This window comes from Kineococcus halophytocola (genome assembly GCF_041276425.1).
GTDB lineage: Bacteria > Actinomycetota > Actinomycetes > Actinomycetales > Kineococcaceae > Kineococcus > Kineococcus halophytocola.
Genome location: NZ_JBGFTU010000004.1, coordinates 201,819 through 224,796, shown reverse-complemented (window position 1 = coordinate 224,796; position 22,978 = coordinate 201,819). Strand labels below are relative to the sequence as shown.

The window sequence follows — 22,978 nt, the reverse complement described above, 5'->3', positions numbered from 1 at the left end:
GCAGCGCGGCCGTGACGGCGGTCAGCGCGTGGGGCTGTCGTGACCGGTGGGACGCACCGGCCCCTCGGCCCGGTGCGCCCGGGCGCTGGCGTAGAGGCACACCACGGCCGCGGTGGCCAGGTTCAGGCTCTCGGCGCGACCGTGCAGCGGGACGCGGACGACGGCGTCGGCGAGGGAGCGCCCCGCGTCCTCGAGCCCGGCGGCCTCGTTGCCGAAGACCCACGCCGTGCGCCGGCGCAGGTCCACCCGCTGGACCTGCCCGCGGGCGGCCTCGTCGGCGAGGTCGTCGAGGTCGAGGTCCCCGGCGCCGTCGGCGGCCAGGACGGTGGACCCGTTGCGCTGCAGCCCTTCGACCACGTCCTGCAGGCTGCGTCCGACGACGACCGGGAGGTGGAACAGGCTGCCGGCGGTGGAGCGGACGCACTTGGGGTTGAAGACGTCGACGCTGCCGGCGGTGAGCACGACGGCGTCGGCGCCGGCCGCGTCCGCGGCGCGCAGGACGGTGCCCGCGTTGCCCGGGTCGCGCACCCGGTCCAGGACCGCGACGAGCCGCGGGCGAGCGGTCAGGACGTCGTCGAGGTCGGCCGTCGTCGTGGGGCAGACGGCCACCAGCCCCTGGGGGGTGACCGTGTCGCTCATGGCCGCCAGGACCTCCTCGGTCACCGTCCACGCCTTCGGCGCGTCGTGGACGATCCGCGGGTACCGGTCGGCGGCCTCGGGGGTGGCGTACAGCTCCAGGGCGGCACCGGCGGCGACGGCCTCCCGGACGGCCTGCGGGCCCTCGGCGAGGAACCGGCCGTGCCGTTGACGCGCCGAACGCCCGGTCAGCGCCCGCACCGCGCGCACCCGTTCCGCTCGAGGGTTCGAGAGGACCGGGGCGTCGAGGAGGGGCACTGCCGGGCGTCCGGGGTGTTCTGCGGGTCTGCGGCTCAGGCCGCGGAACCCTCGGCCACCGGGGTGGCGGGGAGGGCGGCCTTGGCCGTCGCCACGAGCGCCGAGAAGGCGGCCTGGTCGGACACGGCGAGCTCGGCCAGCATGCGGCGGTCGACCTCGATCTCAGCGGCCTTCAGGCCCTGGATGAAGCGGTTGTACGTCATGCCCTCGGCGCGGGCGGCCGCGTTGATGCGCTGGATCCAGAGGCGACGGAAGTCGCCCTTGCGGGCCTTGCGGTCGCGGTAGGCGTAGACGAGGGAGTGGGTGACCTGCTCCTTCGCCTTGCGGTACAGGCGCGAGCGCTGGCCGCGGTAGCCGCTGGCCTGCTCCAGGACGGTGCGGCGCTTCTTCTGGGCGTTGACTGCGCGCTTGACGCGTGCCACGGGTACTCCTTGAAAGTCGGTCGCGGGCGGCCGGGTCGATCGGCGCTGACCAGGTGGTCACGCACCCGCTGGGTTCGGTCGAGGGGTGCCGGCCCGCAGGGGCCGGCCGCGGATCAGATGCCGAGGAGCTTCTTGATCTTCTTGGCGTCCGCGGGCGAGACGACCTGGTCGACCGAGAGGCGGCGGGTGCGCTTGCTCGACTTGACCTCGAGCAGGTGGCGCTTGTTGGCCTGCTCGCGCATGACCTTGCCGGAGCCGGTGGTGCGGAACCGCTTCTTGGCGCCGGAGTGGGTCTTGTTCTTGGGCACGTCTTCTCCTGTGTTTCGGAGCCGGGGGGTGTGCCCCCCGGCTGGTCTGGCGTGCGGCCCGCGGGAGCGTGCCTCCCGCGGGCCGTGTCAGTCGTGCGTCCTCAGTCGTCCGTCAGGACGCCGTGGCGGCCGTCTCGTCCGCGGTCCCCGCGGCCTGGTCGGCCGTGGTCCCCTCGTCCGGCTGCGCGGCCTCGGCGTCCTTGCGGCGACGCTCCTCGGCCTTGGCCTCGGCCTTCTTCTTGTGCGGCCCGATGACCATGACCATGTTGCGGCCGTCCTGGCGCGGCGAGCTCTCGACGCTGCCCAGGTCCGCCACGTCCTCGGCCAGGCGCTGCAGCAGCCGGAAACCCATCTCGGGCCGGGACTGCTCACGCCCGCGGAACATGATCATGACCTTGACCTTGTCACCCGCCTTGAGGAACCGCTCGACGTGGCCCTTCTTGGTGCCGTAGTCGTGCGGGTCGATCTTCAGACGGAACCGGATCTCCTTGAGGATCGTGTTCGTCTGGTTCTTGCGGGCTTCGCGGGCCTTCATGTCGGACTCGTACTTGAACTTGCCGAAGTCCATGAGCTTGCAGACCGGCGGCCGCGCCGTCGGAGCGACCTCGACCAGGTCGAGACCTGCTTCGTCCGCCAGCCGCAACGCGTCCTCGACGCGCACGATGCCGACCTGTTCGCCGTTGGGGCCCACGAGCCGCACCTCGGGAACACGGATGCGGTCGTTGATGCGGGGCTCGCTGATGTGCTGCTCCTTCGTCGTCGTGTGGGGCCGCCGGACACGAGGAAGGCCCCCGTGCTCGGACGCGCAACGAGGGCCACCAGATCCGACGACGCACCCACGGCCCGTCCACCGGGGACGAGCGCGACGGGAGACGCCGCTGCACCCCTCCGGGGAGGGGCGCGGACCAGACCCGCGACGCCGTGGGCACCGGGGTGGGAGGAGGCCTCCGCTTCACGTGCCGGCCCTGTGGACGCCGGTCCCCGCGGTGGTGCTGGAGCGGGATCCGGTGACGTGTGCCGGTCGGTCGCCTGCAAGGGTACCAGCATGCAGTCACAGACCCCTCCCGAGGCCGTGGACCCCGTGGACCCCGTGGACCCCGTGGACCCCGTGGACCCCGTGGACCCCGTGGACCCCGGCGCCCTGGCCGCCCGCGACATCGCCGACGTGCCGGCGGCCGAGCTCATCACGACCGCCGCGGTGCACCTCATGAGCGCGGCGGCGGTCAAGTGCGGCCTGGCGGACGGGCCCGACGCGGCCGACCACCTCGACCTCGCCGAGGCCCGCATCCTCATCACGGCCCTGGCCGGGCTCGTCGTCACCTCCGCCCCCGACGTCGGCGGGCAGCACGCCCGCTCGCTGCGCGACGGCCTGCGCTCGCTGCAGCTGGCCTTCCGCGAGGCCTCCGACGTCCCGGACGAACCGGGCAAGGGCCCCGGTGAGCGCCTGACGGGCAGCGTGGTCTGACCGCCGGGGACGCACGCCCCGCGAGGACCACCCCCGCCGGCCGGGCGACCCCCCGTCGACGCGGGCCCGCGCGGGGTGGTCGAATGGCCGACGACTTTGAACTCGCAAGCAACTGGAGGACACCCTCGTGGCGAACAACGACCTGGGCCTGCTGGCCCTGCGCCTGGGCATCGGCGGCACCCTCGTCGCCCACGGCGCGCAGAAGCTCTTCGGCGCCTTCGGCGGGGGCGGTCTCGAGGGCACGGCCGGGGCGATGCACGCGATGGGCTTCCGCCCCGGCAAGCGCAACGCGGTGCTCGCGGGCGCCTCGGAGGCCGGCGGCGGGGCCCTGCTCGCCCTCGGGCTCGCCACGCCCGTCGGCGGCGCCTCGGCCGCCGCGGCGATGGCCGCGGCGGCCTTCGTGCACAAGCCGAACGGCTTCTTCGTGACCTCCGGCGGGTTCGAGTACCCGGCCGTCCTCGGCCTGACCTCGGTCGCGCTCGCCGTCGGCGGCCCGGGCCGGTACAGCGTCGACGCGGCCACGGGCCACGTCTTCAACAAGCGCTGGACGACGGCGCTGGCGCTCGTGGGCGCCGGGATCGGTGCCTACACGACCATCAAGGCCCGCCAGCAGGCGGTGGCCGCCGAGGCCGCCGAGGCCGGGCAGGCCGGGCAGGACTGACGTCCGGGTCCGGGCCGCCGCGGCGGTCCGGACCCTCACGCCGACCTGATCACGCCGGCGCGATCAGGCCGGCAGGACCTGGAACTCCAGGGACTCGGCCCGTTCGGCGACGACGCCGGCGGCCAGCCGCTCCCCCACCCGCCGCAGCACCTCGTCGAGCCCGTCGCGGTCCAGCCCCGGCGCCACCCCCAGGACGACCCGCAGCTCGGCCCCCCGGCCCGGTTCGCACCGGGTGCCGCGCACGACCGGCAGGTCCCGCACGGCGTCGGCCACGGCCGCGGCCACCGTCGCGTCCAGCGCCGCCGGGATCCACTCCCCCTCCCGGGCCAGCGCCCAGAACGCGCTGCGGCGCACCACGAACCGGACCGGTCCGGCGGGGTCGAGCACGAGCACGTCGCACTCCTCCTGCGCCCCCGACAGCGCGGCCTGCTCGGCCGGCACCGGCACCGGGCGGGCGTCGGGACGCCAGGCGGTGAGGGCGGCGAGGTCGGTGAACAGCGGCAGCCCGCGCCGGCCGTCGGGCTGGGTGAGCAGCGCGAGGGCCATGTCGGCGCTCTTGTCGGCGCCGTCCGGCCCGGACTCCCCCAGCTCGGCGACGACGGGGGCGAACACCCGGGTGCCCGCCAGCGCGGCCACGACCGCGCGTTCGGCGTGCACGCGGGCGAGGGGGTCGACCGGGTCCTCACCGGCGGCCCGCCACGCCTCCAGCGCCGCTGCCAGCGCCGGGGAGCGGGAACCGTCGTCGGCGGCGAAGGCGTTGGGCTGCAGCGTGCGCCCGGCCCACGGGACCCCCGCGGAGTCGGTAGTGCGCGGGTCGTGGCCGGGCTCGCGAGCGGTCAGGGCCGGCCCGCCACGTCCAGGGCCTGCGGGAGCGTGAAGTTCCCGGCGTACAGGGCCTTGCCGACGATGGCGCCCTCGACCCCGGCCGCGACGAGGTCGCGCAGCACCCGCAGGTCCTGCAGGCTGGAGATGCCGCCGGAGGCGACGACGGGGGCCGTCGTGCGCGCGCAGACCTCGCGCAGCAGGTCGACGTTCGGGCCGCGCAGGGTGCCGTCCTTGGTGACGTCGGTGACGACGTAGCGGGAGCACCCGTCGGCGTCCAGGCGCGCCAGGACCTCCCACAGGTCACCGCCCTCGCGCGTCCAGCCGCGCGCGGCCAGCGTCGTGCCGCGCACGTCCAGCCCCACGGCGATGCGGTCCCCGTGCCGGGCGATGGCCGAGCGCGTCCAGTCCGGGTCCTCCAGCGCGGCGGTGCCGAGGTTGACGCGGCGGCAGCCGGTCGCCAGGGCCGCCTCCAGGGAGGCGTCGTCGCGGATGCCGCCGGACAGCTCGACGGCGACGTCGAGGCGCCCGACGACCTCGGCGAGCATCTCGCGGTTCGAGCCGCGGCCGAAGGCGGCGTCGAGGTCGACGAGGTGGACCCACTCCGCGCCCGCCTCCTGCCAGGCCAGGGCCGCCTCGAGCGGGGCGCCGTAGAAGGTCTCGCTGCCGGCCTCGCCCTGGACGAGGCGGACGGCCTGGCCGTCGGCGACGTCGACGGCGGGCAGGAGTTCGAGCCGGCGCGCGGCGGTGGCGGTGTTCTCGCTGGTCACGGGGGGCGAGTCTACGAGGGGCGGCGGCGTGGGCGGGGCCGTCGGTGCGGGCGGGGCCGTCGGTGCGGGCGGGGCCGTCGGTGCGGGCGGGGCCGTCGGTGCGGGCGACGTGGGACCGGGTGTGGGTGCGGCCGCGGGTGCGGACGTGGGTCCAGAGCACGTGGAGCGAGGCGTGGGTGTCCCCGGGACGGCACCCGGGCGACGCGCTCGGGGCACCCCCGGGTGGCCCCACGTGGGACACCAGGTGGGACACCAGGTGGTGACACCCGTGGGTGCCCCGTCGCCGCGCGGGACCTCAGGTGAGGGAGGCGACCCAGTTGCGCAGCAGCTGCGCCCCGGCGTCGCCGGACTTCTCCGGGTGGAACTGGGTCGCCGACAGCGCGCCGTTCTCCACGGCCGCGACGAACCGGGTGCCGTGCTCGGCCCAGGTGATCTGCGGCAGCGGGACCCGGCCGTCGGTGGTGTCGACCATCTCGAAGCGCTGCACGGCGTAGGAGTGCACGAAGTAGAACCGCTCGTCCTCCACCCCGGCGAACAGGCGGGAACCGGCGGGCGGTTCCACGGTCGACCAGCCCATGTGCGGGACGACGTCGGCCGGGAGCCGCTCGACGGTGCCGGGCCACTGGGCCAGGCCGTCGGGCACGCCGTCCCCGGGTTCGGTGGACGTCTCGAACATCACCTGCAGCCCCACGCAGATCCCCAGCACGGGCCGGCCGCCGGCCAGGCGCCGGTCGACGATGGAGTCCCCGCCGATGGCCTTCAGACCGGCGTTGACGGCCGCGAAGGCGCCCACGCCGGGGACGAGCAGGCCGTCGGCCTCCAGGGCCTTCGTGCGGTCCGACGTCAGCTCCACCGAGGCCCCGACCCGTTCCAGGGCGCGGACGGCGGAGCGGACGTTGCCGAAGCCGTAGTCGAGGACGACGACGGAGGTCACAGCGCCCCCTTCGTGGAGGGGACGCCGACGACGCGCGGGTCCGGTTCGACGGCGTAGCGCAGCGCGCGGGCCAGCGCCTTGAACTGCGCCTCCACGACGTGGTGCGGGTCGCGGCCGGCCAGCACGCGCACGTGCAGGCAGATCTGGGCGTGGAACGCGAAGCTCTCCAGGACGTGCCGGGTCAGGGACCCGGTGAAGTGCCCGCCGATGAGGTGGAACTCCTGCCCGGCCGGTTCGCCCTCGTGGACGCAGTAGGGCCGGCCGGAGACGTCGACGACGGCGTGCGCGAGCGCCTCGTCGAGGGGGACGGTGGCGTCGGCGAAGCGGCGGATCCCGGTCTTGTCGCCGAGGGCCTGGCGGAACGCCTGGCCCAGGACGATCGCGGTGTCCTCCACGGTGTGGTGGACGTCGATGTGGGTGTCGCCGCTGGCGCGGACGGTGAGGTCCATGAGGGAGTGCTTGCCCAGCGCCGTGAGCATGTGGTCGTAGAACGGCACGGTCGTGTCGATCTGCGTGCGACCCGAACCGTCGAGGTCGAGTTCGACGAGGACGGAGGACTCGCTGGTGCTGCGCTCGATGCGCGCGGTGCGGCTCACTTCTCTGCCACCACTTCCTGGAGTGCGGTTCGGAACTGCTGCATCTCCTCGGCCGTGCCGATGCTCACCCGCAACCAGCCCGCGGGGCCGGTCTCGCGGATGAGGACGCCCCGGTCGAGCAACCCCTGCCAGACGGAGTGCCGGTCGGCGAACCGCCCGAACAGGACGAAGTTCGCGTCGGACTCGGCGACGTCGAAACCCTTCTCGCGCAACCACACGACCGTCTCGTCGCGGCGGGTGCGGAGTTCGTCGACGGTCGAGAGCAGGGCCGCGGAGTGCTTCAGCGCGGCGCGCGCGGCGGCCTGGGTCACGGCCGAGAGGTGGTACGGCAACCGCACGATCCGCAGCGCGTCGACGAACGCGCGCGAGGCCGCCAGGTACCCCACGCGCGCCCCCGCGAGGGAGAACGCCTTGCTCATCGTGCGGCTCACGGCGAGGTTGCCGTGGCGCGGCAGGAGTTCCAGGGCGCTCGGGACGCCGGCCCGGCGGAACTCCCCGTACGCCTCGTCCACGACGACGACGCCCCCGACCGCGGACACCTCCTCCAGCACGGCCTCGACCGTGGCCAGCGGCAGCGCCGTGCCCGTCGGGTTGTTCGGGCTCGTCAGCAGGACGACGGAGGGGCGGTGCCGGCGGACCTGCTCGCGGGCGTGGTCGACGTCGACGGTGAAGTCGTCCTCGCGCCGGCCCGTGACCCACGTCGTGAGGGTGTCGCGGGCGTACTCGGGGTACATCGAGTACGTCGGGGCGAAGCTCAGGGCCGTGCGACCGGGGCCGCCGAAGGCCTGCAGCACGTGCAGCATGACCTCGTTGGACCCGTTGGCCGCCCAGACCTGCTCGGGGGCGAGCTCGGCACCGGACTCGGTGCGCAGGAAGGTCGCGAGGTCGGCGCGCAGGTCGAGGAACTCCCGGTCGGGGTAGCGGTTGAGGCCCACCGCGGCCTGGGCGACCGCGGCCGCGATGTCGGCGACCACGTCGGGGGCGACGGGGTAGGGGTTCTCGTTGACGTTGAGGACCACGGGCACGTGCAGCTGCGGGGCCCCGTACGGGTGCTCGCCCCGCAGGTCCTCGCGCAGCGGCAGGTCGGCCAGCGTGGTCGTCTCGGTCACGGCAGCAGTGTCCCAGACGCGCGAGGCCGGCTCAGACGCTGATGACCTTCGCGATCGTGCCGGTCCGGGCCCCCTCGTAGGCGGCGAGCAGGACGCCGAGGACGGCGATGCCCTCGGTCTCGGTGTGGATCGGACGGGTGCCCTCGCGCAGGCAGTCGGCGAAGGCGCCGATCTCGGCGACGAAGGAGTCGACGGGCTCGAACGCGAACGTCTCCTCCTGCCCCGAGCGCAGGCGGTAGGTGACGGAGTCCGCCGTGCCGGTGAGGGAGCCGAGCTCGCCCACGACGGAGAACTTCTCCGTCCCCGGCGCCGGGTCGTAGGCCCAGCTCGTCACCACCTGGCCGACCACGCCGTTCGCGAAGCGGACCAGCACCTGCGCGGAGTCCTCGCCCTCCATGAACGTCAGGCGGTGCGTCGAGAGGAACGCCGTCGCCTCGGTCGGCTGGGCGTCCGCCAGGTGCAGCAGGAGGTAGGTCGGGTGGTAACCCGTGTCGATGAGCTCCCCGCCGCCGCTCGTCCTGGCCGAGGCGCGCCAGCCCATGGTGGAGGGGTCGAAGTCGTTGTGGAAGCTGTCGGTCGTGCGGACCTCGTAGACGGTGCCGAGGATCCCCGAGTCGAGCAGGTCCTTCGCCTTGGCGACCGAGGGGAAGAACAGCTGGTTGTGCGCGCACATGAGGGTGACGCCCGCCGAGCGCACCGCGTCGGCCACGCGCGCGGCCTCCTCGGCGGTCAGGCACAACGGCTTCTCGCACAGGACGTGCTTGCCGGCCTCGGCGGCCGCGACGATGGCGTCGGCGTGCAGGTGGTGGGGCAGGCAGATGTCGACGGCGTCGATGTCGGCGCCGGCCAGCATCTCGCGGTAGTCGGTGAAGGCCTGCGCGTCGAGCTCGGCGGCGCGGGTGGTCGCGGCCTCCTCCACCACGTCGGCGACGGCGGTGACGGCGATCTTCCCCGCGTGCTCGCGGTACCCCTTGACGTGGGCGCGGGTGATCCCGCCCCCGCCGATGAGCCCGACCTTGACGGTCCCCTCGACGACGCTGCGACCCTCGTTCGGCACGGTCCCGCTCACTCCTTCGTCCCTGCTGCGTGGTTGGCCCGCACGACGAGGCGGGTGAGGTCGACGGCGCGGGCGAGGTTCTCGGTCGCCTGCGTGCCCGCGGCGGCGTGCCGGACCCACTGCGCGAACGGGTCCGGGGCGTCGCCCGGGACGGTGAGGTCCTCGGTGCGGCCATCGGGGTACCGGCGCCACAGGCGCTCGCCGGCGTCGGTGTAGTGCAGCGACCCCTCGGTGCCGTGCACGTCGATCGTGAAGGCGTCGTCGCTGACGAACCCCGCCTCGACGACGCCGATGCGGCCCTCGGCGTACCCGAGCGTCACGACGGCGTGGTCCTCCACCTCGCGCGCGGTGACGTGGGCGTACACCGCGCGGACCGTCTGCGGGTCGGCGCCGAGGAACAGCTGCGCCAGGTACACCGGGTGGCAGCCGAGGTCGGTCAGGGCCCCACCCACGGCGGGCGCGGGGTCGAAGAACCGGTCGGGCAGCCAGCCCCCGGCGCCGCCGTCGCGGCCGTGGACGGCGCCGTCGTGGGACAGCCGGACCCGGCCGTACGTGAGGGTCCCCAGCGCCCCGGAGTCCAGCAGCTCACGCACCGCGAGGGTGTAGCCGTGGTGGAGCCGGGGCAGGGAGACGACCAGGGCGAGCCCGGCGTCGGCGGCCTGCGCGACGAGGCGCTCGCACTCCCCGACCGTGGGCGCCAGCAGCTTCTCGGTGAAGACGTGCTTGCCGGCGGCCAGGGCGCGGGAGATGACGTCGGAGTGGGCCGTCGTCCCGGTGGTGACGGTGACGCCGTGGACGTCCTCGCGCGCCAGCAGCGCGTCGAAGTCGTCGACGTGCTCGACGCCGAGGTCCTGCGCCAGCGGCCGGCCCAGCGAGGGGTCGGGGTCGTGGACGGCGACGAGGGTGGTGTCGGGGTGGGCGGCTGCGGCGCGGGCGTAGTCCTTCGCGTGGACGTGCCAGCACCCGAGCACGGCCACGGTCAGGGGTGGGTTCGCGACAGGCACGAGAGGGGTTCCTCCGGACGCGTCATCGGGTCGTGTCGCCCCTCACGCTAGGACATCCGGGCCCGGGTGCGGAAGGTCCGGCGGCTCCCGGTCCGGGAACGTTCACGGGCCCGGGGCGCGACCCCCGTCGCCGGGGTGGCCACGAACCGTCGCGTGACGTTCACGGGCCGCGGCTGCAGATCCGCCGACCGGGTGCCGAAGATGACGGGTATGCGCGACCACTACGACCTCCTGGTCCTCGGTTCCGGCCCCGGCGGCCAGAAGGCGGCCATCGCGGCGGCCAAGCTCGGCAAGCACGCCGCTCTCGTCGACGGCGGTTCGATGATGGGTGGCGTCTGCGTCAACACCGGGACCATCCCGTCCAAGACGCTGCGCGAGGCCGTCGTGCACCTGACGGGCATGAGCGTGCGCGACGTCTACGGCGCGAACTTCCGCGTCAAGCAGGACATCACCATGGCCGACCTGGCGGCCCGCACCACCCACGTGACGCGCCGGGAGGCCGAGGTCGTGCGCGACCAGCTCTCGCGCAACCGGGTCGACCTGCACGACGGCATGGCGCGCTTCACCGGACCCAACAGCATCGTCGTGGAGGCCCCCGGCGTCCCCGCCCGGCACCTGAGCGCGGACAAGTTCGTCGTCGCCGTGGGCACCCGCCCGGCCCGCCCGGCCGACGTCGACTTCGGCTCCGGGCGCGTCGTGGACTCCGACGGGGTCCTGCAGCTGACCGAGATCCCGCAGACCCTCGTCGTCGTCGGCGCCGGGGTCATCGGCCTCGAGTACGCCTCGATGTTCGCCGCCCTCGGCACCAAGGTCACCGTCGTGGAGTCGCGGCCGACCTTCCTGGACTTCTGCGACTCCGAGATCGTCGAGGCGCTGAAGTTCGAGCTGCGCGACCTGCGCGTGGCGTTCCGCCTCGGCGAGTCCGTCGTCAAGGTGCAGGCCGACGAGCAGGGCACCGTCACGACCCTGGCCTCGGGCAAGCGGATCCCCGCCGACACCGTCCTGTACTCCGCCGGCCGCCAGGGCGCCACCGACACCCTGGACCTGGCCGCCGCCGGGCTGGAGGCCGACACGCGCGGGCGCCTCGTGGTGGACAAGCAGTTCCGCACCGAGGTCGAGCACATCTACGCCGTCGGCGACGTCATCGGCTTCCCGGCCCTGGCCTCAACCTCGATGGAGCAGGGGCGCCTGGCGGCCTACCACGCGTTCGGCGAGCAGGTGAACTCCCTCATCGAGCTGCAGCCCATCGGGATCTACTCGATCCCGGAGATCAGCTACTGCGGCCACACCGAGGACGAGCTGACCCGCGCCGCCGTCCCCTACGAGGTGGGGGTCGCCCGCTACCGCGAACTCGCGCGCGGCGCCATCGTCGGCGACTCGCACGGCAAGCTGAAGCTGCTGGTCTCGACCGAGGACCGCAAGCTGCTCGGCGTGCACGTCGTGGGGACGTCGGCCACCGAGCTGGTGCACGTCGGGCAGGCCGTCATGACGTGCGGGGGGACCGTCGACCACCTCGTCGACACGGTCTTCAACTACCCGACGCTGTCGGAGGCGTACAAGGTCGCTGCGCTGGACGTGACGAACAAGATGCGGGCCGCGGCGCGGTTCGACGTCTGACCCCCGCCCCGTCACTCACCCTGCGTCACCTCAGACGGGGGCGCGGGGAGGGGTCGTCGTCGCGGCCGCGCAGACGCTTCCAGAACGCGCCCTTGCGGGGCTCCTCGGCGCTGACGGCGTGCTCGGCGGGGTCGGCCTTGCCCAGGACGAGGTGCTGGACGAGGTCGGGCCACACGGACAGCAGCAGTCCCGGTTTGGGGTCCTCCCCGCGGGTGCCGCCGGTCCAGCTCTGCCCCTCGATGGACTCCTCGCCGACGGTGAGCAGGACGAACTCGGCCTGGGGGACGGCGGCGGACAGCGTCTGCACGTCCTGCTCCCCCGTGCCCGGGTCGTGCACGACCAGGGCGGCGCCGAGCCCCTTGACCGGGACGACGTGGGCCTGCACGCCGTGGGCCGGCAGCAGGGCGGCGAGCGCCCGGGGCTGGGTGATCCCGGCGACGATGACCGAGCGGACCGGCGTCTTCGGGCCGAACGCCTTGGCGAACTCGGCGTCGAAGTCGAACTCGGGCACGTCAGGGGTCTCCTCGTTCACGGCGCGCTCCCCTCGGCGGCGAAGCGGGCGGTGACGGCCTCGCCGTGAGCGGGCAGGTCCTCGGCCTGGGCGAGCGCGACGACGTGCGGGGCGACCTCGCGCAGGGCGTGCTCGTCGTACTCGACGACCTGGATGCCGCGCAGGAAGGTCTGCACGCCCAGACCGCCGGAGTGGGCGGCCGTGCCGCCGGTGGGCAGGACGTGGTTGGACCCGGCGCAGTAGTCCCCCAGCGAGACCGGGGTGTGCGGGCCGACGAAGATCGCGCCGGCGGTGCGCACGCGGGCGGCGACGGCGGCGGCGTCGGCGGTCTGGACCTCCAGGTGCTCGGCGCCGTAGGCGTCGACCACCGCGAGCCCGGCCTCGACGTCGTCGACGAGGACGATCGCGGACTGCCGGCCGCGCAGGGCCTGCTCGATGCGGCCGGCGTGCTTGGTGGCCGCGACCCGTTCGCCGAGGACCGCCTCGACGGCGTCGGCGAGCCGGGGTGAGTCGGTGACGAGGACCGCGGCGGCCATCGGGTCGTGCTCGGCCTGGCTGACGAGGTCGGCGGCGACGTGGACGGGGTCGGCGGTGGCGTCGGCCAGGACGGCGATCTCGGTCGGGCCGGCCTCGGAGTCGATGCCGACGGTGCCCTGGACGTAGCGCTTGGCCGAGGCGACGTAGATGTTGCCCGGCCCGGTGACGACGTCGACCGGTTCGACGACGACGGTGCCCTCGGCGTCACGGGCCCCGTAGGCGAACATCGCGATGGCCTGGGCCCCGCCGACGGCGTAGACCTCCTGCACGCCCAGCAGGGCGCACGCGGCCAGGACCGTGGGGTGGCCCGAGCCGCCGAACTCCTTCTGCGCCGGGGTGGTCACGGCGATCGAGCCGACGCCGGCGACCTGGGCGGGCACGACGTTCATGACGACGCTGGAGGGGTAGACGGCCCGGCCGCCGGGCACGTACAGCCCGACCCGCCCGACGGGCACCCAGCGCTGGGCGACGCGGCCGCCGGGGACGACCTGCGTGGCCGTGGTGGTGCGGAGCTGGTCGGCGGCCACGAGCCGGGCCCGCCGGATCGACTCCTCCAGCCCGGCGCGCACGTCGGGGTCCAGCGCCTCCAGCGCGTCGGCCAGGGCGCGGGCGGGCACGCGCACGTCCTCGGTGCGGACCCCGTCGAAGCGCTCGGTCAGCTCCAGCAGGGCCGGCACGCCGCGGGCGCGGACGTCCTCGCAGATCGGGGCGACGGCGGACAGGGCGGCCGCGACGTCGACGTCGGCGCGCGGGACCACCGCGCGCAGCGCCATCGCGTCGAGGACCTGCCCGCGCAGGTCGGTGCGGCGCAGGAGCGGGGCGGGGGTGCTCACGGGGCAGGAGTCTACGAGCCGGAGGTCCTAGGGTGGCCCGCGTGCCGCAACGCCTCCCGCTGTTCCCGCTGGGCAGTGTCCTGTTCCCCGGACTGGTGCTCCCGCTGAACGTCTTCGAACCCCGGTACCGCGCGCTCGTGCAGGACCTGGTGGGTGACCTGCCGGACCGGGCCGGGCCGGAGACGGGTGAGGACGAGGAGGACGGGGAGGTGCGCGGCTTCGGCGTGGTGGCCATCCGGGCCGGGCACGAGGTCGGCACGGGCAACCTGCAGGCCCTGCACACCGTCGGCTGCGTGGCGCTGGTCCGGGAGGTCGGTGAGACCGAGGACGGGCGCTACGAGCTCGTGACGGTCGGTGCCAGCCGGTTCCGGCTCGTGGGCATCGACGAGGACGCCGGCACGCCCTACCTCACCGGTCTGGTCGAGCCGTTCGGCGACGACGACGTGGAGGACGACGACAGCGACGGCCGCCTGACCGTCCTGGCCGACGCCGTGAGCCGCACCTTCGACGAGTACCGCGAGGTGCTGGACATCGGGGGGGCCGAGGCGCCGGAGGACCCGCGCGTCCTGTCCTACCTCGTGGCGGCCGCGGCCGTCCTGGACCTGGACCAGCGCCAGCGGTTGCTGGAGGCGCCGGACACCGTCACCCGGTTGCAGGCCGAGCTGGAGGTGCTGCGCCGCGAGACCGCCCTCATCAGCACCTTCGGCGCGGTGCCGGCCACGGAGCTGCCCGTGTGGCCCGTGAACTCCAACTGAGGGGACGCAGGTGGCCAAGCGCGCCGACGCCGGGACCCCGGCGCTGAAGCTGCTCACCGAGCGGGGCGTGGCCCACACGCCCCGGCCCTACACCGCGGTGCACGCCGGGGACGGGCCCGGGTTCGGTGACGACGCCGTCCGGGCGCTGCGGGCGGGCGGCCTCGACGTCGACGGGCACCGCGTCTTCAAGACGCTGCTGGCCGACGTGGACGGCCACCTCGTCTGTGCGGTCGTGCCGGTGGCCGGACTGCTGGACCTGAAGGCCCTGGCGGTGGCCGCCGGCGGCAAGAAGGCGGTCATGGCCGACCCGGCGCGGGCCCAGCGCAGCAGCGGGTACGTGGTCGGCGGCATCAGCCCGCTGGGTCAGCGCACCGCCCTGCCGACGTACGTGGACACCTCGGCGGAGGGTTTCGCGACGGTCCTGGTCAGCGCGGGCCGGCGGGGGTTGCAGGTGGAACTGGCCCCCGCCGACCTCTGCGCGGCGACGGGGGCCGGTTTCGCGCCGATCAGCCGCCCGGTCAGCCGCTGAACAACCGGGAGGCGCGCACGAGCGTCTCGACGACCCCGTACAGCAGCGGGATCCCCACCAGCGCCCAGCCGGCCACGACCTTGCCCCGCGCGTTCACCGGGTCCCCCTCTCGGCCGCAGGGCCGTCGGCGGCCGGTTCGTGGAACCGGTCGGCCACGGGCCGCACGAGCAGGTTGGCCACGAACCCCACCGCCAGCACGGCGACCATCGTCAGCAGCGCGGGCCGGTAGGCGGCCGCGGTGAGGCTGCCCGGGTCACCCTGGGCGTCGAGGAACCGGTTGACGATGAGCGGCCCGGCGATCCCGGCCGCCGACCACGCCGTGAGCAGCCGGCCGTGGATGGCGCCGACCTGGAACGTGCCGAACAGGTCGCGCAGGTAGGCCGGGGCGGTCGCGAACCCACCGCCGTAGAAGGACAAGATGACGACGGCGAACAGGACGAACAGCGCCGTGCTCGTCTGGCCGAACGTGGCCAGCAGGAAGTAGGCCACGAGCCCCACGCCGAGGTAGGCCGTGTACATCGGTTTGCGGCCGATGACGTCGGAGGTGGAGGACCACACGAACCGGCCGGCCATGTTCGCCATCGACAGCAGGCCCACGAAACCCCCCGCAGCCGCGACCGAGACGGCCGAGGCGCCACCGCCGGAGCGGAAGAAGTCCTGGATCATCGGGGAGGCCTGTTCCAGGATGCCGATCCCGGCGGTCACGTTGCAGAACAGGACGACCCACAACAGCCAGAACTGCGGGGTGCGGACGGCGTTGCGGGCCGAGACGCTGGCGGTCGTCACGAGGGACCGGCTGCGCACCGAGGCCGGGTCGAAACCGTCGGGTGCCCAGCCCTGCGCGGGGACCCGGATCGTCGCGGCGCCGTAGCTCATGAACAGCCCGTACACGACGGCGAAGGTGACGAACAGCAGGGCCACGGCCGACCCCGAGGGGACGCTGCCGGTGACGGTGGAGTCGTAGCCGGGGTCGTACAGCGACAGCAGCCGGGTCGACAGCGGGCTGGCGACCAGGGCCCCACCGCCGAACCCCATGATGGCCATGCCGGTGGCGAGCCCGGGGCGGTCGGGGAACCACTTGATGAGGGTGGAGACGGGCGAGATGTAGCCGATGCCCAGCCCGATGCCGCCGATGACCCCGTAGCCGAGGTACAGCAGCCACAACTGCCCGGTGGCGATGCCGAGTGCCCCGACGAGGAACCCGCTCACCCAGCAGGTGGCGGAGGCGACCATCGCCTTGCGGGGGCCGCTGCGGTCGACCCAGGTGCCGCAGACCGCGGCCGACAGGCCGAGCATGACGATGGCGATCGAGAACACGAGCCCGATCTGCGTCTGGCTGGCGCCGAAGTGGCTGACGAGGGCGTTCTTGTAGACGCTCGTCGCGTACACCTGACCGATGCACAGGTGGACCGCGAGCGCGGCGGGTGGGACGAGCCACCGGTTGAAACCGGGCGGGGCGACGGTGCGCTGCCGGTCCAGGACGGCGGGTGCGGCGAGAGGCGACACCAGGAGCTCCTTCGCTGGGTGTGCATGCCTGAGCTGTCCGGTCGGACGATCGACACCGTAGGTGAGGATTCCGGCACGGACGACCGGGAGGCGTGCGACGCGCCGGGGGGTTCCCGCGCCCGCGCCGGCCTCAGCCGGCGTGCGGCAGGTGGGGCTCCGGCTGCGCGACGGCGCCCGGACCGGCCACCGGGGCGACCTCGCCCGCCGCGGCCGGTCCGGGGAGCGTGGGCACGGGGGCCGGGACGGGGACGGGCAGCACGGGGGGTGCGGAGCGGGGCGCGCGGGCGGCCGGGCGGCGCAGCAGCGCCGCGGTCCACACCGCGAGGACGACGGCGACGAGCGCGGGGCCCCCTCCGGTCCCCAGCCGCGGGGCGAGGTCGGCCACCGTCAGGACGGTGACGGTCGAGGCCGCGGCCGCGAGCGCGCCCGCCACTCGGGGGCGGTGGCCCGCGGCCCGCAGGTGGCCGGCGACGGTCACGGCCGGCAGCAGCGCCAGGACCGCGCCGACGGCCACCCGCGCGGGCGGGCCGTCGCCGGCGAAGGACAACCAGGCGGCGCTCGCGGCGGCGCCGGCCAGGGCGGTACGGGTCCGCTGGGGGTTCACCCCACCAGTGAAGACGCTGCCCCGGCGCTCGCGCGGCCGTTCGGCCCCCGGGTCCACCGTTCGGAGCACGGGTGCGCACACCCGTTCGGGGAGCCGGAGAAGGTTTGCGGGACAGCCGGTCCCGCCACGTGGCGGGCGGGCGGGAGGTGCCCGCACGACAGCGGGCGCCGACCCGTCCTGCATGCCCAGGACGGGTCGGCGCCCGGTTCGCGCAGCGCAGCCCGGCGGGCGGGCGCCCACTCCCGGGACGCCGGTCGCTGCGCCGCGGCCCGCACCCGGGGTGCGGGAGTCCTAGAGGCCGCCGCGCCCGAGGGCGTCGGCCAGTCCGGCCAGGAGCCTCAGCCGCGCCGGGACGACGCGGTCGGCGCCGGCGCGCCGGTCCTCGGGCCAGGGCCCGACGAGGCTGACGGAGGTGTCCCCGACGGCGAGGAAGTCCTGCGGGCGCACGGCGGGGTCCGGACCGGCGGCCCGCAGCGCCGCCTCGAGCACGGCGAGCTGGTCGGGACTCCCCCGGAACGGCACGGGCGCACCGGCCCCGGAGAACCCGACGACGAACTCCGTCGCAGCCCCCACGGCCTCCACGGAGGTCAGCAGGAACACCTCGTCGCGGGCGCGGCGCACGCCCCGGCGACCGGTGTCGGCGGGCCGGGCCAGCACGGAGGCGACGTAGGCCGTGCGCCCGGCGAAGGGGCCGGTGAGGGCGAGCTCGGCGTGCGCGTGCTCGGCGAGCAGCACGTTGGGCACGGGGAAGCGGGTCGAGACCTCGACGAGGTTGCCCTCGACCCGCCAGCCCGCCGTGACCGGCAGCCCGCGCAGACCCAGCAGCCGCCGGTCCCTGGCGCGGCGGACGCCGGCGGCGGTGGACCAGGGCAGCCGGGGGCCGGACGGGCCGAGACGCACGGGCGGCTCCTCGCGACGGGGCGGACGGGGACCCGATCCTCCCACGAGCGCCCCGCCGGGCCCGGCGCCGGAACGGGCGCCGGGCCGGGTGCGGCGGTTCAGCCGGCGACCGCGGGGGCGTCGGTGGCCACGTCCGGGAGCACCAGGACGGGCGCGGTGGCCACAGCAGCGGGTGCGGGGGCCGCGGGGGTGGCGACGACCGGGGCCGCCGCGCGGGGCCGGCGCGCGGGGACCTGGACGGGGGCCGCCGGGCGCAGCCGCTCGGTCAGCAGCGCGTACAGCACGCGGAACCCGTCGCGGAAGGTGTTGAGGTTGCTCTCGCCGTGGATGCGCTCGAACTCGTAGCTGGGCACCTCGGTGATCGTGAGCCCGGCCTTGGCGATGCGGGTGTTGATGATCGTCTCGATCTCGAAACCGTCACCCCAGTGCTTGGCGTCGACCGCCGCGCCGGAGGCGTCGAGGTCCAGGGCCGGCAGGCAGTCGCGCCAGAAGGCGTTGTACCCGTAGCACAGGTCGGAGTAGCGGGTGCCGAACAGGACGTTCGCGGCCAGGTTGAGCCCGGCGTTGCCCGCGCGGCGCAGCCGGGTGATGTCGCTGCTGCCGCCGCCGGCGGCGAACCGCGTGCCCTTGGCGAAGTGGGCCCCCTCGACGAGGGCCTGGACGAAGGCGGGGATCTCGCGCGGGTCGGCCGAGCCGTCCGCGTCGAGCATGACGATGACGTCACCGGTCGCGGCGGCGAAACCGCAGGCCATGGCGTTGCCCTTGCCGCGGCGGTTCTGCAGGACGACCTTGACGTCCGGGCGCAGCGCGCGGGCCGTCTCGACGGTGCCGTCGACGCTGCGGCCGTCGACGAGGACGACCTCGTGCACGTCGGGCAGCAGCGCGAAGACGTGCGGGAGGTTCGCGGCCTCGTTGTAGGTGGGGATCACCACGCTGACCGTCGGTGCGGCAGTGGTGGTGGAGGTGGTGGTGGTGGGGAATGCGTTCGACATGATGCTCCCTGAGAATCAGGGGCCCGGTTTCGCCTCTCGCTCCCCGCCGGGCCACGGCGACCAAAGACGCCCGGCGGATCCTCACGTGCCCTCGTGTGCGGTCCCGTGGGCGGGTCCGCTGTTCAACACCCCGATCGTAGGAGGACCGCCACGGGGCGGGTGCGGAACTGACACGACCGGCCCACCCGGGCACCCGTCCGGCGCACCCCGAACGCCTCGTCGCCACGGTGAGTGACTGTCGTGTACCCCGGTGCGAGACGGTCACCGGCCCGGAGAAACCCCTGGAACCGCCCGGACGGTTCCGGGACCCGTTGTGGCGCTGGGCACTGCGCACCCGGCCGGCACCCCCAACGGCCCAACGCGTTCACCCGTTCCGGTTCCCGAACCCCCGCACCGAACTCCGGCAGCCCTACCGTGAGTGAGGAACCGTCCCCCGCGAGCGCGGCCGGGACGCGCACGCAGCAGGAGAGGAACCCACCGTGACCGACGCCGGGACCGCCGTCCTCGTCACCTCCGTGGACCTGGACGCGGAACTCGCCACGACCGGGACGCGAGCCGCCGCCGCCGCGGTCGGCGCGGCCGTGGAACGGGCCCTGTCCGAACGTCCCGACCCCGGCCGCTGCACCGCCGCCTGGGTCCTGGTCTGGTCCCGGGGCCGGCCGGCGGCGGTCCTGGAACTGCCCCTGCCCCTCGACGTCGAGGAGGTGGCGCGGGAACTGCCGACGGACCACCGGGACGCCCCGGGCGACCCCTCCCCGTCCCCGGCCGTCCCGGCGCTGCCGACGGTCTCGGTGGTCGTCCCGACGGTCGTGCAGCGGGTGGACGACCTCGACCGCTGCCTCACCGGCCTGGAGGCGCTGCGCTACCCCGGCGGTCCGGGACGGGTCGAACTCCTGCTCGTGGACAACCGCCCGGTCGTACCGGCCGACGACCCGCTGCCGGCGCTGCTGGCGCGCCACCCGCGGGTCCGCCGGGTGCCCGCGGAACGGCCGGGGATCTCCCAGGCCCGCAACGCCGGGCTCGCCGCGGCCCGCGGCGAGGTGGTCGCGTTCACCGACGACGACGTGCGCGTCGACCCCGGCTGGCTGCTGGCCCTGGGGACCCGGTTCGCCACCCACCCCGAGGAGGACGTCGTCACGGGCCTGGTCGTCCCGGCCGAGCTCGAGACGCCCGCCCAGCGCGACTACGAGGCGCACTACGGGGGGTTCGGCGGCCAGCGCCGCCTGACCCCCGCCCAGGTGGCCCCGGTCCCCGGCCGGCCCGGCCGGGTGCGGGAACTGGACGCCACCGGTTCGACCGTCCGGGAGTTCCCCGTCTACGGGGTGGGGGCCTACGGGGCCGGGGCGAACATGGCCTTCCGGCGGACCGCCCTGCCGCGGGGTTTCGACGTCCGCCTGGGCACCGGCACCGCGACCCGCGGCGGGGAGGACCTCGCCGCCCTCGTGGAGGTGCTCTGGCGCGGTGGCCGACTGGGCTACGAACCGGCCGCCGTCGTCCACCACAGCCACCGGCGCGACCGGGCCGGCCTGGAACGGCAGCTGCACGGCAACGGGGTCGGGTTCACCGCGATGCTGACCGCCCTGGTGTGCCGGGACCGGCGGCACCTGGGGGCGCTCGCGGCCCTGGTGCCCGGGGCCGCCGTGGCGAAGGTGCGCTGGGCCCTGGCCCGGGCGGGCGCTCGCCCCACCCCCTCGCCCACCACCCCGTCCACCATCCCGTCCACCCCCGCCGTGGCGGGCGACCCCCGGCGGCTCGTCCTGCTGGAACTGCGCGGCATGCCCTGGGGCCCGCTGGCCTACTGGCGCACCCGCACCACCGTCCGTCCCGTCCCGCAGGAGATCTCGTGAGCGACGTCCTGGCCAGTCCCCTCCCCCGCACCGGGGCGAACCTCGCGCCGACGGTGAGCGTCGTCGTCTGCGCCTACACGCTGGAGCGGTGGGACGACCTCGTCGCCGGGCTCGCCGCCGTGCACCGGCAGACCCGCCCGGTCCAGGAGGTGCTGCTCGTCGTCGACCACGCCCCGGACCTGCTCGAGCGGGCCCGGACCGCCCTGGGACCGGGGACCACCGTGCTGGAGAACGTCTTCGAGCGCGGCCTGTCCGGTGCCCGGAACAGCGGGGCGGCCGCCGCGACCGGTGACGTCGTGCTGTTCCTGGACGACGACGCCCGCCCGGACGCGGACTGGGTGGCCGCGGGCGTGGCCGCCTTCGCCGACGCCGACGTCGTCGGGACCGGCGGGGCCGCCGTCCCGGCCTGGGACGCACCGGGCCGGCCCGCGTGGTTCCCCGAGACGTTCCTGTGGGTCGTCGGGTGCAGCTACGAGGGCCTGCCCGGTGACGGCGCCCCGCTGCGCAACCCCATCGGCGCCAGCATGGGTTTCCGCCGCGCGGACCTGCTGGCCGCCGGGGGTTTCACGGCGGGGATCGGCCGGGTCGGACGGCACCCGGTGGGCTGCGAGGAGACCGAGCTGTCCATCCGCGTGCGCCGGCGCCGCGCCGGCAGGGCCCGGATCGTGCACACCACGGGTGCGGTCGTGCACCACCGGGTGCGTCGCGACCGGGCCACCGTGGGGTACTTCCTGCGCCGCTGCTTCTGGGAGGGTTTCTCCAAGGCGGTCGTCGCCGCCGCGGTGGGCCCCCAGGACGCCCTGTCCTCGGAACGTTCCTACGCCGCGCGGGTGCTGCCCCGGGCCGTCGTGGCCGGGCTGCGGTCCACCGCGACGGGCCACGGCAGCGCCGGGGTGCGCCAGGCCGCGGCCGTCGTGGCCGGGTTCACCACCACCGCGGCGGGGTACGCCTACGGGCTCACCTCCCGCCGGTCCCCCCGCACGACGACGGGAGCCGGCCGTGGCTGAGGCGCCCGCCCTGCCCGTGTGGTGCGCCGAGGTCGACCTCGCCCCCGGTCGTCCTCCCCTGCCCCCCGCCCCCGCCGGTGCGCGGTCGGTGCGCGTGCTGGTCCGCCTCGACGGCAACCCCCTGGGGTACGTCACGGCCCCCGCGCACCCGGGCCCGGACGACGCCGCCCTCCTGGCCGGCCTGCCCGCGGGCGCGCGCGACCGCGTCCGCGCCCGCCGGGCCGGTGCCCCCGCGACGGACGCGCTCGCCGACGTCCCCACCGACGTGCGGGTCAGCGTCGTCGTCTGCACGCGCGACCGCCCGCAGGTGCTCGCCCGCTGCCTGGAGCACCTGGGCCGGCTCACCTACCCCGACCTGGAACTCCTCGTCGTCGACAACGCCCCCTCCGACGAGGCCACCCGCGCCGTCGTCAGCGCCGCCGCCGCCCGCGACCCGCGGGTGGTGTACGCCCGCCAGGAGGTCCCGGGGTTGTCGCACGCCCGGAACCGCGGGCTGGAACTGGCCACCGGTGACGTGGTGGCGTACACCGACGACGACGTGCGCGTCGACCCGTGGTGGGTGCACGGCCTGGTCCGGGGTTTCTCCCGCCGCCCCGACGTCGCGTGCGTCACCGGACTGGCCGTCGCGGCCGCGCTCGACACCGAGGTCGAGGCCTACTTCGACGCGCGCGTGTCCTGGTCGACGTTGCGGGAACCGCGCGTCTACGACCTCGCGACCGGTGCCGCGGGCGGGGCGATGTACCCGTACGCGGCCGGCCTGTTCGGCACGGGTGCCAACGTGGCCTTCCGGCGCGCCGACCTGCTGCGGCGCGGAGGTTTCGACGCCCTCCTCGGGGCCGGCACGCCGACCCGCGGGGGTGAGGACCTGGACGCCTTCGTCCAGACGGTCGTGCACGGCGGCGCCGTGGCCGTCGAACCGTCGGCCGTGGTCTGGCACCACCACCGCAGCACACCGGCCGACCTCGCGCAGCAGATGTACGGCTACGGGACCGGGCTGACGGCGTTCTACACCAAGCTGCTGCTCGACCCCCGCACGCGGCCGGGGGTGCTGCGGGTGGTCCCGGCCGGGCTGGCCCGGCTCGCCGGCACCGTCGCCGGGGTCCGGCGCCGGGACCGCTCGCCCCGGGCGGGCTCCACCTCCACCTCCCCGGTCCTGGCCCCGGCCGCGGGTCTCCTGCGCCGGGAACTGACGGGCATGCTCGCCGGTCCCGCGCTGTACCTGCGGGCCCGCGCGGGCCGGGCCTGACGGCTCCGCGGGCCCGCAGGCCCCGGGCCCGCCGCCCACCGTCCCGGGAGGG

26 protein-coding genes are annotated in these 22,978 nt (G+C 75.2%); 8 read left to right on the top strand and 18 right to left on the bottom strand.

Annotated elements, in window-relative coordinates; genetic code table 11:
• Positions 1-21: 21 nt before the first annotated feature.
• From AB2L27_RS05115 to infC, 4 genes are all read right to left on the bottom strand, one after another.
• Positions 22-894: a TrmH family RNA methyltransferase gene (locus AB2L27_RS05115; RefSeq protein WP_370440388.1), complete on the bottom strand. Its 873-nt coding sequence runs from the start codon at positions 892-894 to the stop codon at positions 22-24.
• Positions 895-929: 35 nt separating this feature from the next.
• Positions 930-1,316 carry a 50S ribosomal protein L20 gene (gene rplT, locus AB2L27_RS05110; protein WP_370440387.1) on the bottom strand — a complete coding sequence of 129 codons (387 nt, stop codon included), beginning with the start codon at positions 1,314-1,316 and terminating at the stop codon, positions 930-932.
• 113 nt (positions 1,317-1,429) lie between these two features.
• Entirely contained in the window at positions 1,430-1,624 is a 195-nt protein-coding gene (rpmI, locus tag AB2L27_RS05105) for a 50S ribosomal protein L35 (RefSeq protein WP_367636113.1), read from the bottom strand.
• Between the two features lie 112 nt (positions 1,625-1,736).
• Positions 1,737-2,366: a translation initiation factor IF-3 gene (gene infC / locus AB2L27_RS05100; protein ID WP_370440416.1), complete on the bottom strand. Its 630-nt coding sequence runs from the start codon at positions 2,364-2,366 to the stop codon at positions 1,737-1,739.
• Positions 2,367-2,669: 303 nt separating this feature from the next.
• Between infC and AB2L27_RS05095 the strand changes: the two genes are divergently transcribed.
• Positions 2,670-3,089 carry a DUF1844 domain-containing protein gene (locus AB2L27_RS05095; RefSeq protein ID WP_370440386.1) on the top strand — a complete coding sequence of 140 codons (420 nt, stop codon included), beginning with the start codon at positions 2,670-2,672 and terminating at the stop codon, positions 3,087-3,089.
• A 127-nt stretch (positions 3,090-3,216) separates the two neighbouring features.
• Positions 3,217-3,750, top strand: a complete 534-nt coding sequence (locus AB2L27_RS05090) for a DoxX family protein (protein WP_370440385.1) — start codon at positions 3,217-3,219, stop codon at positions 3,748-3,750.
• A gap of 63 nt (positions 3,751-3,813) precedes the next feature.
• On the opposite strand, the gene AB2L27_RS05085 is transcribed toward AB2L27_RS05090, so the two are convergent.
• From AB2L27_RS05085 to AB2L27_RS05055, 7 genes are all read right to left on the bottom strand, one after another.
• Entirely contained in the window at positions 3,814-4,407 is a 594-nt protein-coding gene (locus tag AB2L27_RS05085) for an SseB family protein (protein WP_370440384.1), read from the bottom strand.
• Between the two features lie 179 nt (positions 4,408-4,586).
• A complete protein-coding gene (priA, locus tag AB2L27_RS05080; RefSeq protein ID WP_370440383.1) occupies positions 4,587-5,342 on the bottom strand; it encodes a bifunctional 1-(5-phosphoribosyl)-5-((5-phosphoribosylamino)methylideneamino)imidazole-4-carboxamide isomerase/phosphoribosylanthranilate isomerase PriA in 756 nt (251 codons plus the stop codon).
• Between the two features lie 295 nt (positions 5,343-5,637).
• Positions 5,638-6,276, bottom strand: coding sequence for an imidazole glycerol phosphate synthase subunit HisH (hisH, locus tag AB2L27_RS05075; protein WP_370440382.1), 639 nt, complete (start codon positions 6,274-6,276; stop codon positions 5,638-5,640).
• The gene (hisB, locus tag AB2L27_RS05070; RefSeq protein ID WP_370440381.1) at positions 6,273-6,872 is read right to left on the bottom strand and encodes an imidazoleglycerol-phosphate dehydratase HisB; all 600 of its coding nucleotides are present in this window, start codon (positions 6,870-6,872) and stop codon (positions 6,273-6,275) included. Before hisB ends, hisH begins: the two co-directional genes overlap by 4 nt.
• A complete protein-coding gene (locus tag AB2L27_RS05065) occupies positions 6,869-7,981 on the bottom strand; it encodes a histidinol-phosphate transaminase (RefSeq protein ID WP_370440380.1) in 1,113 nt (370 codons plus the stop codon). The genes hisB and AB2L27_RS05065 overlap by 4 nt, the downstream gene beginning before the upstream one ends.
• Before the next feature lie 31 nt (positions 7,982-8,012).
• A complete protein-coding gene (locus AB2L27_RS05060) occupies positions 8,013-9,038 on the bottom strand; it encodes a Gfo/Idh/MocA family protein (protein WP_370440379.1) in 1,026 nt (341 codons plus the stop codon).
• 8 nt (positions 9,039-9,046) lie between these two features.
• Positions 9,047-10,042: a Gfo/Idh/MocA family protein gene (locus AB2L27_RS05055; protein WP_370440378.1), complete on the bottom strand. Its 996-nt coding sequence runs from the start codon at positions 10,040-10,042 to the stop codon at positions 9,047-9,049.
• A gap of 210 nt (positions 10,043-10,252) precedes the next feature.
• Here AB2L27_RS05055 and sthA point away from each other — a divergent pair, with 210 nt between their 5' ends.
• A complete protein-coding gene (gene sthA, locus AB2L27_RS05050; RefSeq protein WP_370440377.1) occupies positions 10,253-11,659 on the top strand; it encodes a Si-specific NAD(P)(+) transhydrogenase in 1,407 nt (468 codons plus the stop codon).
• Between the two features lie 25 nt (positions 11,660-11,684).
• Here sthA and AB2L27_RS05045 read toward each other — a convergent pair whose 3' ends face one another.
• Entirely contained in the window at positions 11,685-12,191 is a 507-nt protein-coding gene (locus tag AB2L27_RS05045) for a hypothetical protein (protein WP_370440376.1), read from the bottom strand.
• Positions 12,188-13,480, bottom strand: coding sequence for a histidinol dehydrogenase (gene hisD, locus AB2L27_RS05040; protein ID WP_370440415.1), 1,293 nt, complete (start codon positions 13,478-13,480; stop codon positions 12,188-12,190). Before hisD ends, AB2L27_RS05045 begins: the two co-directional genes overlap by 4 nt.
• Before the next feature lie 92 nt (positions 13,481-13,572).
• Here hisD and AB2L27_RS05035 point away from each other — a divergent pair, with 92 nt between their 5' ends.
• Together AB2L27_RS05035 and AB2L27_RS05030 are read left to right on the top strand one after the other, a co-directional pair.
• Positions 13,573-14,295, top strand: a complete 723-nt coding sequence (locus AB2L27_RS05035) for an LON peptidase substrate-binding domain-containing protein (RefSeq protein ID WP_370440375.1) — start codon at positions 13,573-13,575, stop codon at positions 14,293-14,295.
• A 10-nt stretch (positions 14,296-14,305) separates the two neighbouring features.
• Positions 14,306-14,824 (top strand): aminoacyl-tRNA deacylase, encoded by a 519-nt coding sequence (locus tag AB2L27_RS05030; RefSeq protein WP_370440374.1) that lies wholly within the window; start codon positions 14,306-14,308, stop codon positions 14,822-14,824.
• Here the strand turns inward: AB2L27_RS05030 and AB2L27_RS20160 are convergent.
• The 5 genes from AB2L27_RS20160 to AB2L27_RS05010 form a co-directional block, all read right to left on the bottom strand.
• Positions 14,814-14,921 carry an MFS transporter small subunit gene (locus AB2L27_RS20160; RefSeq protein ID WP_416211195.1) on the bottom strand — a complete coding sequence of 36 codons (108 nt, stop codon included), beginning with the start codon at positions 14,919-14,921 and terminating at the stop codon, positions 14,814-14,816. The two genes, AB2L27_RS05030 and AB2L27_RS20160, sit on opposite strands and share 11 nt — an antisense overlap.
• On the bottom strand, positions 14,918-16,330 hold the full coding sequence (locus AB2L27_RS05025; RefSeq protein ID WP_370440373.1) for an OFA family MFS transporter: 1,413 nt from the start codon (positions 16,328-16,330) through the stop codon (positions 14,918-14,920). Before AB2L27_RS05025 ends, AB2L27_RS20160 begins: the two co-directional genes overlap by 4 nt.
• A 130-nt stretch (positions 16,331-16,460) precedes the next feature.
• A complete protein-coding gene (locus AB2L27_RS05020; protein WP_370440372.1) occupies positions 16,461-16,934 on the bottom strand; it encodes a hypothetical protein in 474 nt (157 codons plus the stop codon).
• A 291-nt stretch (positions 16,935-17,225) separates the two neighbouring features.
• Positions 17,226-17,834: a hypothetical protein gene (locus tag AB2L27_RS05015; RefSeq protein ID WP_370440371.1), complete on the bottom strand. Its 609-nt coding sequence runs from the start codon at positions 17,832-17,834 to the stop codon at positions 17,226-17,228.
• Positions 17,835-17,932: 98 nt separating this feature from the next.
• Positions 17,933-18,826, bottom strand: coding sequence for a glycosyltransferase family 2 protein (locus tag AB2L27_RS05010; protein WP_370440370.1), 894 nt, complete (start codon positions 18,824-18,826; stop codon positions 17,933-17,935).
• A gap of 479 nt (positions 18,827-19,305) precedes the next feature.
• On the opposite strand from AB2L27_RS05010, the gene AB2L27_RS05005 reads away from it, so the two are divergent.
• Genes AB2L27_RS05005 through AB2L27_RS04995 form a run of 3 tightly spaced genes read left to right on the top strand, consistent with a single transcriptional unit; the run spans position 19,306 to position 22,926 of the window.
• Positions 19,306-20,673, top strand: a complete 1,368-nt coding sequence (locus tag AB2L27_RS05005; protein WP_370440369.1) for a glycosyltransferase — start codon at positions 19,306-19,308, stop codon at positions 20,671-20,673.
• Positions 20,670-21,680 (top strand): glycosyltransferase family 2 protein, encoded by a 1,011-nt coding sequence (locus tag AB2L27_RS05000; RefSeq protein ID WP_370440368.1) that lies wholly within the window; start codon positions 20,670-20,672, stop codon positions 21,678-21,680. Before AB2L27_RS05005 ends, AB2L27_RS05000 begins: the two co-directional genes overlap by 4 nt.
• Entirely contained in the window at positions 21,673-22,926 is a 1,254-nt protein-coding gene (locus AB2L27_RS04995) for a glycosyltransferase family 2 protein (RefSeq protein WP_370440367.1), read from the top strand. The genes AB2L27_RS05000 and AB2L27_RS04995 overlap by 8 nt, the downstream gene beginning before the upstream one ends.
• The last annotated feature ends 52 nt before the right edge of the window (positions 22,927-22,978 follow it).

Coding starts and splice junctions, on each gene's coding strand:
- AB2L27_RS05095 (WP_370440386.1), top strand. CDS start 2,670: ATGCAGTCACAGACCCCTCCCGAGGCCGTGGACCCCGTGGACCCCGTG.
- sthA (WP_370440377.1), top strand. CDS start 10,253: ATGCGCGACCACTACGACCTCCTGGTCCTCGGTTCCGGCCCCGGCGGC.
- hisD (WP_370440415.1), bottom strand. CDS start 13,480: ATGGCGCTGCGCGCGGTGGTCCCGCGCGCCGACGTCGACGTCGCGGCC.
- AB2L27_RS05010 (WP_370440370.1), bottom strand. CDS start 18,826: ATGTCGAACGCATTCCCCACCACCACCACCTCCACCACCACTGCCGCA.